We start from the raw sequence: 15,657 nt of genomic DNA, 5'->3' as shown, positions 1-15,657 counted from the left end.
CCATATTTTAACGGCGTTGGAAGTGGATCGGGTATAATAGGGGTGTTAGCGCTTTGATAACTCATCATGGTATCGCTGTCGTTCCGCACCGGGAGTTATACACACCTGACATCTGCTACCGGTTGCTGCCCGATTGTTTGAGCTAAGGAGTTGACTCATGGCTAAAGTACAGATGACGCGAGGCAAATTTAACGGAATCCAGGCTTGCGCAGACGCTAATGGCATTATTGCTGCCGCAGCGATGGATCAGCGGGGTTCGTTGAAGAAGGCGATTGCGAAAGCTCGCGGTGCTGAGGCAACGAATGAAGATTTGACGGCATTTAAAACGGCTGTGACCCGCATTTTGACCCGGTATGCCAGCGCCATTTTGATGGATCCGGAGTATGGTTTGCCCGCTATTGCCCAGCGTGCCCCTGGTACCGGTGTGCTGCTGGCCTATGAGAAGACCGGTTATGATGCCTCGGTGCGTGGCCGGCTGCCCGACCTGCTCGATGTCTGGAGTGTGCGGCGCTTGAAAGAGGCTGGCGCCGACGCGATCAAGATTCTGCTCTACTACAATCCCTTCGATGATGCCGCTATCAATGAGGTAAAGCATGCCTTCATCGAGCGGATTGGTGCAGAGTGTGCGGCAAATGATATTCCTTTCTTCCTTGAACCAATTGCGTATGATGATGCCGTGGGCGACGAGAAGAGCTTCGAGTTTGCCCTGGTGAAGCCGAAGTATGTGACCGCCTATATGGCCGAGTTCTCAAAGCCGCGCTATGGGGTTGATGTGTTGAAGGTCGAAGTGCCGGTGAATGTCAAGTTTGTCGAAGGGATGCGCGTGTTCAGCGGCCAGAAGGCGTATAGCCGCGAAGAGGCTAAAGAGTTCTTCCGCCAGGCTGCTGATGCAGCGCGCAAGCCGTTTATCTATCTCAGTGCCGGCGTTTCCGACGAGGTCTTCCGCGAGACGCTTGAGCTGGCTGCTGAGGCCGGGACACCTTTCGCGGGTGTGTTGTGTGGTCGGGCCACCTGGCAGGATGGCATCCCGGTCTATGCCCAGCAAGGACTGGGAGCGCTCGAAGCATGGCTGGAGGATCGCGGGGTTGCCAATATTACGGCCCTGAATGAGACACTGGCTCAGGGTGCCAAACCCTGGTGGACGATCTACGGCGGTTTGGAGAACATTGAAGTGATCGATCTGCCCGTTCAGCAATAAACCCGCCCTGGCGTGGATCAATCCACTGCCGAAAAGCTCATACGTTAGCGTGAGTGCGGAAGCTATGCTCCCGCACTCATTATTTACTGCTGGACAAGATCAGAGATATATTTGTCGCTACAAATAAGACTACCGGGTGATTGCGCACGGGTTGTGTTGTGCGCATGCCCAACCAACAACACCGAAACAACACAAATGCGACGGGAACACACCGTTTGGCGATAACCCGTCGCATTCGGTATCGTGCACTGGCTGGTGTTACGTGCTACAGCAATTCTTCCGCTAACAGCGAGGCAATGTAGGTAAGCGTGGCCCGGCGGCCCTGGGGATGCAGTCGTCGCCACAGATTCAGTAAGCGCTGTTCGGTGTACGCATTGACAATCGTCTCACTGCTCATCCCGTCGACGGCTGGTGACGATACGGTTTCAGATGGTACAGTAGCAGGTTCAGCCTTCATTTCAGGTTGCGCCGTGGCGACCGGAGCAGTTTCAACCGCCGGTGGCGGTGCCGATGGCAACTCCACCCCACGCTGGCTCAATTCAGTAGCAATGATCAGGTAGGCAACTTCCAGAGAATTTGCCCCCAGGACTTCGGCCAGACGCATCGCGTTGTCGGGATCGGGTGTGGTGTGACCCATCAGATAGTTTTTCATGGCGCTATCGCTGATGCGCGTTGCCGCACACAGGCCTGCGCGCGTGAACCGATTCTGCATCTGATGTTTCAACCACTCACTAAAAGATTGTCCAGCGTATGGCAACAGCTCAGCACGTTCACGAACTTCGCTGGCCGGCATATTTAGGACTTCTGCCATTTGTTCAAGCGTTTTGCTGCGAATTCGCGTGCGTTTTCCTGCCTCAAACAGGTATGAACGCAGGGTTGCTACGCTGAGATCGAGCTTCTCAGCAAAATCAGCCAGCGACAGACGCTGCTGCATGGCAGCGTGGAAGAGGAGCACTGCAAGTGGTGTCTTTTGATCTGGCGTGCTCACCGGTGTAATCCTTTCATCATCAGTCTGTTCTATGCCAACAGATCATACGAGAAACATTGAATAATTACTTTAATTACTCTTGCTATCGTAGAATTATAATTGATCATTACTAAAGTGTCAAGGTTTATCATGTTATTCTATACTTTCTAGCAAAAATCTCAAACGCCGATCAATGAGAAGTGTGTTACAATAGCAAGGTCTGTGTACCCGCTTAATAATTCATGGGGCCGAGTTATGACAAACCAACCCCCTGGTCGCTTTACCATTGACGATCTCTACGAATTAGGCTGGCTGGAAGACCCCCGGCTTAGTCCCGACGGACGGTACGTGGCGGTCGTGTGGGTGACGGTGGATCGCGTCGGTAACGGCTATCGGCGGCACATTGTGCTAGTTGCTACCGATGGTGGTCAAATACGTCGCTTCACCCGCGGTAAACAAGATCGCCAGCCACGCTGGAGTCCTGATGGGCGCTGGATTGCATTTGTCTCGAACCGCGACGATGAACGAGGGCAGATTTATATCATCCCGGTCGATGGTGGTGAAGCACGCCAGATAACCTCGCATCCCAACGGAGCGAGCGATCCGGCATGGAGTCCTGATGGACGATATATCGCGTTTTTGGCGCCGGTAAATGCTGAAGAGCAGGCTCGTGAAGATGCCGGTGAAACACCACCACCACCAGCCGATGCCTGGGAAGCACGTCGCAGTCGCGAGCAGCGCCAGCATGAAGAAGAAATGCGCGTTGATCCGCGTGTGATTACCAAACTTCCCTATCGCAGTGGTACCAGTTATTTTGATGATCGTCGCCGCCATATTTACCTCGTTGAAGTTACTGATGATGATCAGCCATCAACCCCACGCCGGTTGACCTCCGGTGACATCCACTACAGCGCACCGGTCTGGATGCCGGCAGGCGATGCGCTCTTGAGCACGGCAACCCGCGATCCCGAAGCCGACTCGCTCTTTGCCTATTACGATGTGATGTGCGTTCCACTCGATGGCTCGTCGCCACACCCGCTAACCAGTAGTGGCTTTTCCTATTTTGATCCGCGCCCATCCCCTGATGGCACTCAGATCGCGTTTCTGCGCTTGAACGAGTCGCGCCTCCTCGGTGAAGGAAAACGGGTGGCGATTATTCCGGCTACCGGCGGCGAACCGCACGATCTTACGGCGCATACCGATCTGAATGTGGAACAATTTCACTGGCAACCCGATGGCCAGGGGGTGTTGTTCAGTGCAGGCTGGCGCGGCGATGCCCATGTCTATCAGATAGGACTACCGGGAACACCAACTTATCGTAATGGCGCAACGCTGGTCGGCGGGCCGCGGATCGTTAGCGAATTCGATGTCGGGCGCGATGGCACCATTGCCTTTGTAGCTGGAAGTGCCGACAATCCGTGCGATCTCTTCGTGCGTGGCGCTGACGGTCAGGAACGGCGTCTGACTGCTATCAACGAGCGCTTACTGAGCCAGCGCATTATTGTGCCAATTGAAGAAATAACCTATCTCGCACCCGATGGCAGTGAAGTGCAGGGTTGGACGCTCCATCCACCCGATTTCGATCCGGCGCAGCGCTATCCGCTGGCCGTCTACATTCACGGCGGCCCACATATTATGTGGGGGCCGGGTTTCCGTTCGATGTGGCACGAGTGGCAGGTCGCTGCTGCCCGTGGCTATGTCGTCTTCTTCTGCAATCCCCGCGGCAGTGAGGGCTACGGCGAGCTGTGGCGTGACGCGATCCGGGGGAACTGGGGTGAAGCGGATGCCCCTGATATTCTGGCCGGGATTGATGCCCTGGTTGCTCGTGGCTATATTGATCCCGAACGGATCGGAGTGACCGGCGGGTCGTATGGTGGCTATATGACGGCCTGGCTGATCGGGCACGATGATCGGTTCGCCTGTGCTGTGGCTGCCCGTGGGGTCTACAATCTTCTCACCCAACACAGCACCAGTGACGCCCATGAACTGATCGAAATTGAATTTGGCGGTTTTCCCTGGGAGTTGTACGAGGAGCTGTGGGATCATTCGCCATTGGCCCACGCGCACAAGATTAAAACGCCACTCTTGCTCTTGCATAGCGAGCTTGATTACCGGGTACCGATCAGCGAAGCCGAACAACTCTTCGCCATTCTCCGCCGCCAAAAGAAAGTGGTTGAACTGGTGCGTTACCCGCGCGAGGGCCATGAACTGACTCGTAGCGGCGAACCACGCCATCGCGCCGATCATATGCGACGAACCCTGGAGTGGTTTGATCGGTATTTGAAAGAGTGATCTCTCTCCCAAACCCCCTTCAAGGGCGGACAAAACATACGAACGCAGTCAGGAGATAGGGCTGAATATCAAATCTGGTGTCATGGCGTTCAAAACCTGTGATCCGACGATCACCTTGCTACCACCCCTGAGCGCGGAAGGTACAGTCAGTGTCCCCGCTCTGCGCACAGTGGTCTCGTGTTTCGGTGAGAATACCGTTGCCAGATAGAATTGCCTGTGGCGCATCGTTTGGGTGCGGCAGCCACGCTGCCGCACCAGCCGTGCTCACGATCCGGGGCGGGTCGCAGCTGTTTCCCCGCGGGCCACGGGGACGACGTGCGTGCAGAGTACGTCCATCTGGCTTGACCATTCCATGATGAGCTGCCTGCGCATGATGTGGTAGCGCGGATTGTGGAGCAGGCATCCAGCCCGCTTTTCAGTCACCTTCCATCCTCGTTCTGTGATGGTTACATAGGTGATGGTCGAGTGCAGGCGAGAAGTCTGCCGCCTGGAGTGAGGCAACATCCATCATCCACGATGAGACCATCAGCAGCGATGCACAGTATCAATCAAGATTTGACATAAGGGCACCTCAAAACCCTCACCCCCGGCCCCTCTCCCGCGCCTATGCATTACCCACATGTCACCCAGAAGCCGGTGTGATGCCTCATATCACATCGTAATGGATACAGTGCATCATACGTCACGCACACCGTATGCTCAGGTGATCAACGGCATCCTGCTGCATTAGGCCAGGCTGTAAGCGTTCCCCGTAGCGTAGGTTTCCAGCCCGCGTGCCGCCATCTCCGCCATCCCGTCAGGTGATCGCTGTAGCCGCTGTGCGCAGGCTGGACGCCTGCCCCACGGGCTGGCACGATGGCCCCCGCTGCCCCATCCAACCTGCCGATCAGTGCGTCCCCGCCGACGGCACACTCTGCCGGAGCCATCCAACAGCACGACCCTGCGGGGCTATCCACGAGCACGCCCGGCCCCCACTCCCCGCCGCCAGGCCAGCCCCGAAGGGGCTTCCACGAAGTGAGGCAGGGTTTTAAACCCGCCGACTCACCGGCTCCCCTCCCCGCCCCGCTCCCGCACGCGAGCTATGCAGTATCCGAGTTATGGGAATGCATAGCTCAGCGCGCGGGAGAGGATAGAGCAGAAGTCTGCATGAGAGATGGGCAGACGTCGTGTTGGCTCATATACTCTGTCAGTCCCAGCATGCACAGCGGGTGAAGGAAAAGCGGAAGTATGATCCAGGTCTTCCTGATGCTGTAGAAGTTGTGTTGACTCGTATATTCTGTCTGGCCCTCAACGTTCACCAGGTGAGGCGAGTGAATACCCCGGCATATACCTGGAGAACAACCTGTGTCGTCCTCCACCTCCAGGGCTTCGCTAAACCAACAGAGTTGCGCCGGTACCATCTCTCGCTAACACCAGGCCGACTCAGGGCACCGGGTAGCGTAGAGCGCTACGCCACCCTCGCCGTTCGATGCTATCTCCTGTACCCTTACAGCACACGCCAGTCTTCACGACCGGCGCCAGCGTCGCCAGACGGCCATTCCACCTGCCGCTGCCGCCAGCAGTGCTGCCACTATCGTTGCCCCCGGCACGATTAACGGAGGCAGCATCGCCGTCAGATCGGCGGGTGGCTCATTGATAACCTGTATATCGGTTGGTGGCGGCGCGTTCACCATTCGGGCCAGATTGTCGAGCGTGGGCAGCATGGAATTTGCATAACCCTGGGCCAGCTTCTTGCGGATAAGCGAGAACGGAAAGAACGTCGGTAACACATAGATCAGCGCAACACCGTTGGTAACGCGAGTACCGTTCGCTTCCGGTCGCAACGTAAAGCTCCAGATTTGAGCGATACCGGGTGCACTTGGCAAGCCAACCCGCCAGGCAAAACGGTACGGTGGCTCCCAAATCACGACCCGATTGGCCGTTACATAATGAATACCACGCATAAACTGCTGCGACTCGAAGACGGCCCCTACCCTGAGCGGTCGGCCATCGCGAATCGTCACCGCCTGAACTTCACCACTCCCGGCAATTTGTGGATGACGCTCAACATCACTCACCAGCTCCCAGAGAGCTTCGGGTGAGGCGTTAATCCGCCCACTTACGGTTGCGCCTGTGTAGGCCAGCATATGCTCATTCCCCTCATGTATACAGGTGTATCAACAGATTGCCATTGCTGTACCGCAGACCCTCTGCAATCACGAACGCCGTAGACGAGCCACCAGTTGGGTATAAAACTGATTACTTGGACGGAGCCTGACAAAGGTGCAGACCTGGGGGCTGCGACGGACAACCACCTCATCACCTTCAATCAGGTCAATATTTTCTCGTCCATCAACTGCAAGCAACGCATGGTGGCGCGAGCGAAGCTGCATCGTCACAACAGCATCTTCGTGTAGAACCATTGACGGAATATTAGTCAGGTGCGCGGCAATTGGCACCAGCACCAACGCCTGCGAACGCGGATCAACGATTGGACCGCCGGCAGCCAGGGCGTAGGCCGTCGAGCCGGTTGCAGTGGCAACGATCACGCCATCGGCGTGGTAGGTCGTGAGCGGGCTGTCATCAATGGTGACGTGGACATTCACAATCCGGCTTAGATCGCTCCGCGAGATCACGACCTCATTCAGTGCGGTGTGTTGGCTGAGTTTCTGGCCACCTCGCCAGAGTTGTGCTCGCACCAGTGACCGTTCGTCAAACCAGCCGCCACCGTTCATAATCTGTTCACAACCGCTATACACCTCATCAGGGCCAATTTCGGCCATAAAACTGAGGTGTCCGAGTGCTACCGGCAAGACCGGGATGTTGTGTGGGAAGCAGAGGCGGGCTGCGCGCAAGACGGTACCATCACCTCCCAGCGCGATCATCAAGTCGCAGTCTGCCACCAGATGTGGCTGGTCGCGGAACTCCTGCGATACACCGCGCGTCGTTTTCACACCCCGTTCGACGAGCCAGTCGGCAAGTTCACGCGATAGTTTGATCGAAGCATCGCTCAAGGGGTTATACAGAACCGCCACGCGCTCTAGCATGTCTCAACCTCCTCTCACCCTGTTTGCATCAGAATACCACAAGCTGAGCAGAGTGGGTGAGGATAGAGGATAGGAGATAGGAGATAGAAGATAGGAGATAGGAGATAGGAGATAGGAGATAGAAGAGGGGAGGGAGGAGAGAGGAGAGAGAAGAGAGGGGTTAGGAGAGCGGAGGGAGGAGCGGAAAGGGGGGCGAGAGAGGGTAGAGGGTACAGGGGTTTTCTGGTGCATTTGGGGCGATGATGGGTGTCCGGATCCCCTTTACATATTCGGCAGCCCGTATTGCAGTGTATGGAATGCAGACCCCATCTTCAGTATCAGCCACGCTGATTGAGATCACTCACACCCCCTGGGAGAGCGCGTCTCCGGTACGCCGTCAACTGCGCAGGCGTTGCAGGCTCAGGTAGCGCCTCACACCCCCTGGGAGCGCGCGCCTCCGGTGCGCCCACCACCTGACCCGGCACACCGGACTCTCTGCCGGTCGCAGGTAAAACTCGTGTGCTCGTCCCGATCATCTTGCCTGACACAGAACCTGCGTCAGCGCCATCAGAAACGTTCTGTAGCACGATCCTCCTGCTCCTCCCCCCAGTGGGGGCTATGTATTACCCACAACTGGTGACACCCACATGTGTATCAGGCGGGTAATTGCTATTGGTGCTGTTTTGAGCGACTGGCCCGGTGGCAGTGCGCCGCTCCAGCCGTGCTATCACGTACTGGATGGGTTGCCGTATCCGCTTGTTATGCACGTGTCGCACAGTTTGGCGTGCGGCAGCTATGCTGCCGCGCCAGCCGTGCTTGCGATCCGGTGCGTGGCATACCGTTACCCATCCTGGTCACGGCGGTGCTGAATGTGCTCGTGCCGATCATCGAGTTGGTCAGGAATGCGCGTAGACGTTTGGTTGCAATAGGTTCTCGTCTGCGCCTCAGCGGCCACGGCCAGCACCTGACGGCGATGGAGAGGATGCCTCCACGCAGGCTGGAAGCCTGCGCCACGGGGAGCGCTTGCAGACTGATCTAACGCAGGGTGACATGTGGGTAATGCATAGAGGGGCCGGTCCTGAACCCGGGACGGGTTGTGAACCCGCCCCTACTCCAGGGGGCGACGTGGGGCGACACATGCGTAGGGGCGACGCATGCGTCGCCCCTACTGAATGATGCACCGCTGGACACCCGTAGGGGCACGGCATGCCGTGCCCCCTGGAGTTTGGCCCTTGTTCCACCTCCCCCGCTGGGGCCATCCATTACCCATAACTATTTTGTCAACTTCTTCGCTCACTGGCAGCGTCTACCTCATCGTGTGCAATCCTGGGCACTATTCGCGTTACCCTGCTGTCGCGTGGCTCTCACGTCACGAATGGGAAGCGGATAGGAGCAGCGGCGGTAGCCGGTGTATCAGTCTGTGGGGCAGACGACCACCCTGCGCACTAGCGGCCACGGCCATCACCCGACGGCAGTGACGGCGATGGATGCACGCGGGCTGGAAGCCCACGCCACGGGGAGCGGCTTATGTGGGTAATGCATAGCGCTGGGGGGAGTGGGGAGTAGGCGTGCTCCATACTGGTTCGCGTTCACCGCAATCCCGGCCCCCCTCCCGGCCTCCCCCCGCTGGGGGGAGGAATGGGAGGGTGATTCCCCCGCTGGGGGAGGAATGGGAAGATGATTCCCTCGCTGGGGGAGGAATGGGAAGGTGATTCCCTCGCTGGGGGGAGGCAAACTCCCGCCCCCAGCGGGGGCGGGCTGGAGTGGGGGTGATACAGGGACAGAAAACAGGACAGTGGAAAGCGGCCTATCGCCCTCCTGGGAGCGCGAGCCTCCGGCTCGCTCCACCACCCAGCCTGCATAGATGACTCCCGCCCCCAGCGGGGGCAGGCCGGGGTGGGGGTGATCCCCCTCGCCTCACCCCCCAGCCCCCGTTCATCAGGGGAATGGGGAGTGGGGAGTAGGCGTGCTCCTCAAGGGCTGCCGGGCACCGCAATCCCGGCCCCCCTCCTGGCCTCCCCCCTATGCATTACCCACAACTGATGTTAACCATGTGCGTAGCAGCGGGAATGATCGCCATGGGTGGTGTTTTAGGCGACTGGCCCGTGGCAGTGTGCCGATCCAGCCGTGCTATCACGTGCTGAATGGGTTGCCTTACACGCGCATCATGTGCGTGTCGCAGGGTTTGGAGTGCGGCAGCCATGCTGCCGCGCCAGCCGTACACACGATCCAGCGCGTGGCATACCGTTACCCATCCTGGTCACGGGTATGCTGGATGTGTTCGTATCGATCATCGAGTCGGTCAGGCATGCTTGCGATCCCTGCGCATAGACGTATTGTTGCAATAAGTTCGTACCTGCTCACCAGCGGCCACAGCCAGCACCTGACGGCGGTGGAGAGGAATGCCGGCACGCGGGCTGGAAGCCCGCGCCACGCCACCCGCGCCACGTGGAGCGCTTGCAGTCTGCCTGACGCAGCGTGACATGTGGGTAATGCATAGCTCCCCCCGCTGGGGGGAGGAATGGGAAGAAGATTCCCTCGCTGGGGGGAGGCAAACTCCCGCCCTCAGCGGGGGCGGGCCGGGGTGGGGGTGATACAAGGACAGACAACAGGACAGCGGAAAGCGGCCTATCGCCCTCCTGGGAGCGCGAGCCTCCGGCTCGCTCCACCACCCAGCCTGCACAGATGACGCCCGCCCCCAGCGGGGGCGGGCCGGGGTGGGGGTGATCCCCCTCGCCTCACCCCCCAGCCCCCGCTCATCAGGGGAACGGGGAGTGGAGAATGGGCGTGCTCCTCAAGGGCTGCCGGGCACCGCAATCCCGGCCCCCCTCCCGGCCTCCCCCCGCTGGGGGGAGGAATGGGAGGGTGATTCCCCCGCTGGGGGAGGAATGGGAAGGTGATTCCCCCGCCGGAGGGAGGAATGGGAAGGTGATTCCCCCGCTGGAGGGAGGAACGGGCAGAATGTAAGCATGAACCCACCCTCTATGGCATCAGGACGCCCCGGCGCGTCTCGCCGTTCTCCCCTCGCCCGCTGCGCGGAAGAGGGGCCGGGGGTGAGGGCGTTCGGGTAGGGGCGGGTTCTGAACCCGCCCCTGTGGTGATGTGTCTGTGGTGTATCTACGCAACCGAACACCCGCTACGGCTGAAGTGCGACGATGAAACTCGCTTCCCCGAAGGGCTGTTCGACCAGGTTGATGCGCAGGGTGCTGGCGTTGGCGGCCAGTGGTCGGCGCACGACGGCAATCCCACGCTGGCGGGTGCCGGGTGACGCGCTGATGATGGCCGGGCGCGAGTCGCCGTCGGCCAGCGGGTAGTCGTTGCCCAGGCCGTCGCTGATTTTGATATTGTCGTGGCGGAGGGGGAGACTCACCGGGCGGGTGGTGTTGTTCTGGATGCTCCAGGTCAGCTCGATCCGGTCGCCACAGGCATCAATCTGCTCTAACGCTACAATGATGTCGGGCGCGGTGCCGGTAGCTGCCTCGCCGACTGCAACGCTTTGCCAGCGCTGTTCTGCGCTATCCCAGCGCTTGCCCACCAGTTGGTAGGTGTTCCAGCGGCAAAAGCTCGTGGTCGTGTTGAAACTCAGAATGGCGCTATCAGCCGGAGTACCGGCGATCAGCGTGAGCGGTGCGTCGGGGCGCGGGATGGCAGCCGGTGGTCTGAAGAGCAAGAAGAGCAACAGAAAGAGCGCTATTGATGCGAAGACCACCGCCAGCCGACCGGTCGTGGTCTGGAGCGCCTGCCTGAGCCGCACGAGCCATGGTTGGGCCGGTGCGGATGTCGGTGCCGCCCGCTCCTCTTGCACCACCTCGTTGAGTTCAGCCCACGGCGTACAGTGCAGGAGTTTCGGGATTGCCAGCATCTCCTCTTCGGTCAGCTCAATCTCTGAAGAGCGCTCGGTGATCATATACGCAGGCAACTCATCAAGCCCGCGCACCTCCACCTTCCAGTCGAGATCGAGCTGTGAACCCTCTTCAATCCGTGGCGCGATGACGATCAGGCGCTTGCAGGTGCGAAAGTCAACATCGTTTGCCTTTTGTTCCGAGAGGAACTCCCGCCGATGCTCGTTGAGAAAATTGGTTAGCGCGTGAAAGTAGGAGATGACCTGATTGTACGGATTTTTGCGTCCGGGATTGAGCCGTTTTTGTTCGCCGTTGCGCCCTTCGACGATCCAGGGGCCGTTGACACTCCCGATGACCCGACCGTCGCAATGCTTGAGTTCGATGATGACAATCGCATCGTGTTTGATGATCACCAGATCGATGTTGCGCCCATTGACGCTGAAATTGGCCAGAATCAGAAACAGGCCCTCCAGTTTTTCGAGTGCCTGGGCAACCCCCAGGATCGCCCGGCGTTCCTGGGGGTGTTCCGGTTTCTCGCCAATCCAGACTTGAACGGCCATTTTTCACTCACTCAGCGCCAGTGTTTTGCGCAACTCAACGATCTGGTCGCGTAATGCAGCCGCCTTCTCGAAGGCAAGCTCTTTCGCGGCCTGCTTCATCTGCTTTTCCAGGTCTTTGATTAACTTCAGCACTTCATCGCGGGGCAGATCGACCGCAACGGCGGTGGTTGGCGTCGCCACATACTCGCCGCGCTCTTCTGCCATCTTGCGAATCCGGTCGGTCAGATCGCGCACCCCCTTGGCAATCCCCTGCGGTTTGATGTTGTAGCGCAGGTTGTGGGCCATCTGAATATCGCGCCGGCGCTGCGTCTCGCGGATGGCCGCCTCCATCGAGCGGGTGATCGTATCGGCGTACATGATCACCTTGCCCTCAATGTGGCGAGCCGCCCGCCCAATGATCTGGATCAGTGAGGTCTCTGAGCGCAGATACCCCTCTTTATCCGCGTCCAGGATCGCCACCAGGCTCACCTCCGGCAGATCAAGCCCCTCGCGCAACAGGTTAATTCCCACCACCACATCGTAAACCCCCAGCCGCAGGTCGCGCAGAATCTCCACCCGCTCAATCGTATCAATGTCGGCGTGGAGGTACATTGTGCGTACCCCCATCTCTTTCAGATAGTCGGCCAAATCTTCGGCCATGCGCTTGGTCAGCGTGGTCACCAACACGCGCTGTTTACGCTCCACCCGCCGCCGAATCTCACCGAGCAGATCATCAATCTGACCACGGGTTGGCCGCACCTCGATCTCCGGGTCGAGCAGGCCGGTTGGCCGAATAATCTGCTCTACAATCTGCTCGCTCTTCTCGCGTTCGTAAGGGCCGGGGGTCGCCGAGACATAAATGACCTGGTAGACATGCTGCTCGAACTCTTCAAAGCGCAGCGGGCGGTTATCGAGCGCTGAGGGCAGGCGAAAACCGAAATCAACCAGCGTCTGCTTGCGCTGACGGTCACCGTTGTACATCCCGCGCAACTGCGGAAGCGTAATGTGGCTCTCGTCAATAAAGATCAGAAAATCATCGGGAAAATAGTCAAGCAACGTCCAGGGCGTCTGGCCGGGCGCCCGGCCATCGAGATGGCGGGAATAGTTCTCAATGCCACTACAGTAGCCTACCTCACTGAGCATCTCGATGTCGTACAGAGTGCGTTGCTTCAGCCGTTGGGCTTCCAGCAATTTGCCGGCAGCCTCCAGTTCGCGCACCCGTTCGGCCAGCTCGTCTTGAATGCTGGCAATCGCAAGCTGCAACTTCTCTTTGGTGGTAACGAAGTGTTTGGCCGGATAAATCTCAACCACCGCGTGCTTACACAACACCTCGCCGGTGAGCGGATCAAGTTCGACAATCCGCTCAATCTCATCACCCCAAAACTCCACCCGGATCGCGGTTTCGGCGTTGGCCGGAATAATATCGAGCGTATCACCGCGCACGCGAAACGTGCCGCGCTGAAAATCCATATCCTTGCGCTCGAACTGCAAATCGATCAACTGGCGCATGAGCTTATCGCGGTTGCGTACCTCACCGACGCGCAGCGTGACCTTCTCTTGCCCGTAGTCGTGCGGTGAACCGAGACCGAAGATCGCCGATACTGACGCCACGATCAGCACATCGCGCCGGCTGAGCAGGGCCTGGGTTGCGGCGTGGCGCAAGCGATCAATCTCTTCGTTGATGCTGGCCTCTTTTTCAATGTAGAGGTCTTTCGAGGGCACGTAGGCTTCGGGCGTGTACTCATCGTAGTACGAGATAAACATCTCAACCGCAGCATCAGGCAGAAACTCGCGGAACTCAGCCCAAAGCTGCGAGACGAGGGTTTTATTATGGGCAAGAACCAGGGTTGGGCGCTGCATCTGCGCGAAGATGTGCGCCATGACAAACGTCTTACCGGTTCCGGTGGCACCGAGCAGGGTTTGATGACGGTAACCGGCACGCAGGCCGGCCACCAGTTGCTCAATGGCACGCGGTTGGTCGCCGGTGGGCTGATAAGGCGCTTCGATCCGGAATGACATACGATGCTCGCGTGTTTCTGCGGTGTAGAGACGCAACAGCGCGGGTTGTGTCACCGCTCCAGGGCGGAGAGGGCCACAACGCCGCGCCGATGGTTGGGTTACTTCTATTATACCAGAAGTAGCAACGGTGTGTTGTCAGGATTGAATAAGTATTTGCCACAATTGTAATGTAACAACATCCCCCCACCGTTGACATATTGGCGGTGGGGGGATAGCCTTCGATCTGTATCTACAACGGTTAGCGCAACTCAAACGTCACCTGCACCGACGCGCTGTAGGTCTGCTGGCCGGGTTGCACCGGCGGCGCCACGCTGTCCACGGCTGGCCTGGCCTGAGCCATCACCGGGATTGGGAGAGGGCTGGCACCCATGTTCTCGGTGATGAACAGAACGCGACCGAGTGACGTACCGCTGGCGCGTGCCATCTGCTCGGCACGTGCCCGTGCATTGGCAATCGCCGCTTCGCGGGCCTGGGCCAGCACACGCTCCGGATCGCTAACCCCAAAACTGATCCCGTAGACACGATTGGCACCGACCTGCACCACCCGATCAATCAGACTCCCGGCCTGGCCGATGTTGCGCACGGTGACATTCACTGTATTATTGACAGTGTAGCCGGTGATATTCCGCCCCTCGTTATCGTACACCGGATAAATGTTGATCCCAGTGGTCTGAATATCGCGCTCCTCGATGCCCAATTGCCGAATCTGATCGATAATCGCCTGCGCCTGTGTACTGTTCTGGGCCAGCGCTTCCTGCGTGGTTGGGGCAGTAGTCTCGACCCCAATCATAATCGAGGCAATATCCGGCTCAACCTTCACTTCACCGGTGCCGATAACGACAATCTGTGGCATATTAGCAACACCGGTTTGCGCGGTTACGGTCTGGGCCGGACGGAACAGGCTGACCGCAGCCAGTGCCAGCACAGCTATCAATGCCGTCAGAGCCAGCACAGTCGAGAGAAGACGGTTTTCCATAACACTCACTCCTTATCATTTCACAAGGTATCTGCACGTCACATCTCAGAGACGCCGCTACCTGATGATTGGTTCCGCTTGATCGGTGGGAAGGGATACACGCGAGTGTGCCAGAACTTATTTCATAAAAGCTGTACGGTCGACCATTGCCCAGGCTCGTGACCGCTTGCCAATGACCAACGATAGCCTATCCTGCTCCCAGTCTGCCAGTATGGAAGCGAGGAGCGCTGACGATCATCGCTAGTGCCATCACTCGTCGAATTGGGTGCCTTACTCGCCTGTCATGCGCGTGGCGCAGCGTTTGGAGTGCGGCAGCCATGCTGCCGCGCCAGCCGTGCTTACGATCTGGCGCGTGGCACATCGTTGACCCGGCTGGAAACAAGGAAGCTGTGTGTGCTCGTCACGATCATGGAGTCGGTCGGTAATGGGAGATGTTTTTTGAAATAGGTTCTAGAGAGGAGTAAGCTTTGCCAGAGAGGGCTGGTAAGCGGGTTATATCAAATCTGGTGAAGCGCCCGCCAGCGGCGCCATGCTGCACCGCTAGTTCCCGTCCTCAACGGGGACAGGTGAGGGTGGGGCCATCCCCTGGGAACGTGCGCCGCCGGCGCGCCCCACCTGTACCAGCACCCATCAGCAGCGCCATACTTCACCGCAAGTTCCCGCCCCAAGCGGGGGCGGGTGAGGATGGGGGCCATCCCCTGGGAGTGCGCGCCGCCGGCGCGCCCCACCTGAACCAGCGTCTGCCAGCGGAGCCGTGCTGCACCGCTAGTTCCCGCCTCCAATGGAGGGTGAGGGTGGGGGCCATCCCCTGGGAGCGTG

The 15,657-nt window shown here is 58.8% G+C and carries 8 protein-coding genes; 2 read left to right on the top strand and 6 right to left on the bottom strand.

From position 1 onward, the window contains the following. Nucleotides 1-157 precede the first annotated feature (157 nt). Nucleotides 158-1,198 carry a tagatose 1,6-diphosphate aldolase gene (locus CAUR_RS05610; RefSeq protein WP_012256958.1) on the top strand — a complete coding sequence of 347 codons (1,041 nt, stop codon included), beginning with the start codon at nucleotides 158-160 and terminating at the stop codon, nucleotides 1,196-1,198. 265 nt (nucleotides 1,199-1,463) lie between these two features. Here CAUR_RS05610 and CAUR_RS05605 read toward each other — a convergent pair whose 3' ends face one another. Continuing rightward, the gene (locus CAUR_RS05605) at nucleotides 1,464-2,186 is read right to left on the bottom strand and encodes a helix-turn-helix domain-containing protein (protein ID WP_012256957.1); all 723 of its coding nucleotides are present in this window, start codon (nucleotides 2,184-2,186) and stop codon (nucleotides 1,464-1,466) included. Between the two features lie 234 nt (nucleotides 2,187-2,420). Between CAUR_RS05605 and CAUR_RS05600 the strand changes: the two genes are divergently transcribed. Next, nucleotides 2,421-4,457, top strand: a complete 2,037-nt coding sequence (locus CAUR_RS05600; RefSeq protein WP_012256956.1) for a S9 family peptidase — start codon at nucleotides 2,421-2,423, stop codon at nucleotides 4,455-4,457. A gap of 1,505 nt (nucleotides 4,458-5,962) precedes the next feature. Here CAUR_RS05600 and CAUR_RS05595 read toward each other — a convergent pair. The 5 genes from CAUR_RS05595 to CAUR_RS05575 form a co-directional block, all read right to left on the bottom strand. Next, nucleotides 5,963-6,583 carry an SRPBCC family protein gene (locus CAUR_RS05595; RefSeq protein ID WP_012256955.1) on the bottom strand — a complete coding sequence of 207 codons (621 nt, stop codon included), beginning with the start codon at nucleotides 6,581-6,583 and terminating at the stop codon, nucleotides 5,963-5,965. A 69-nt stretch (nucleotides 6,584-6,652) separates the two neighbouring features. Next, nucleotides 6,653-7,483 (bottom strand): NAD(+)/NADH kinase, encoded by an 831-nt coding sequence (locus CAUR_RS05590; protein WP_012256954.1) that lies wholly within the window; start codon nucleotides 7,481-7,483, stop codon nucleotides 6,653-6,655. A 3,115-nt stretch (nucleotides 7,484-10,598) separates the two neighbouring features. Continuing rightward, complete coding sequence (locus CAUR_RS05585) at nucleotides 10,599-11,864, bottom strand: nuclease-related domain-containing protein (RefSeq protein ID WP_012256953.1); 1,266 nt, start codon at nucleotides 11,862-11,864, stop codon at nucleotides 10,599-10,601. 3 nt (nucleotides 11,865-11,867) lie between these two features. Further along, entirely contained in the window at nucleotides 11,868-13,862 is a 1,995-nt protein-coding gene (gene uvrB / locus CAUR_RS05580; protein ID WP_012256952.1) for an excinuclease ABC subunit UvrB, read from the bottom strand. A 238-nt stretch (nucleotides 13,863-14,100) separates the two neighbouring features. Then, nucleotides 14,101-14,838, bottom strand: a complete 738-nt coding sequence (locus CAUR_RS05575; protein WP_012256951.1) for an SIMPL domain-containing protein — start codon at nucleotides 14,836-14,838, stop codon at nucleotides 14,101-14,103. Nucleotides 14,839-15,657: the final 819 nt, after the last annotated feature.

Source organism: Chloroflexus aurantiacus J-10-fl (assembly GCF_000018865.1).
Taxonomy (GTDB): Bacteria; Chloroflexota; Chloroflexia; order Chloroflexales; family Chloroflexaceae; genus Chloroflexus; species Chloroflexus aurantiacus.
The sequence above is the reverse complement of the archived record's forward strand: the minus strand, read 5'-3'. Positions and strand labels throughout refer to the sequence as shown.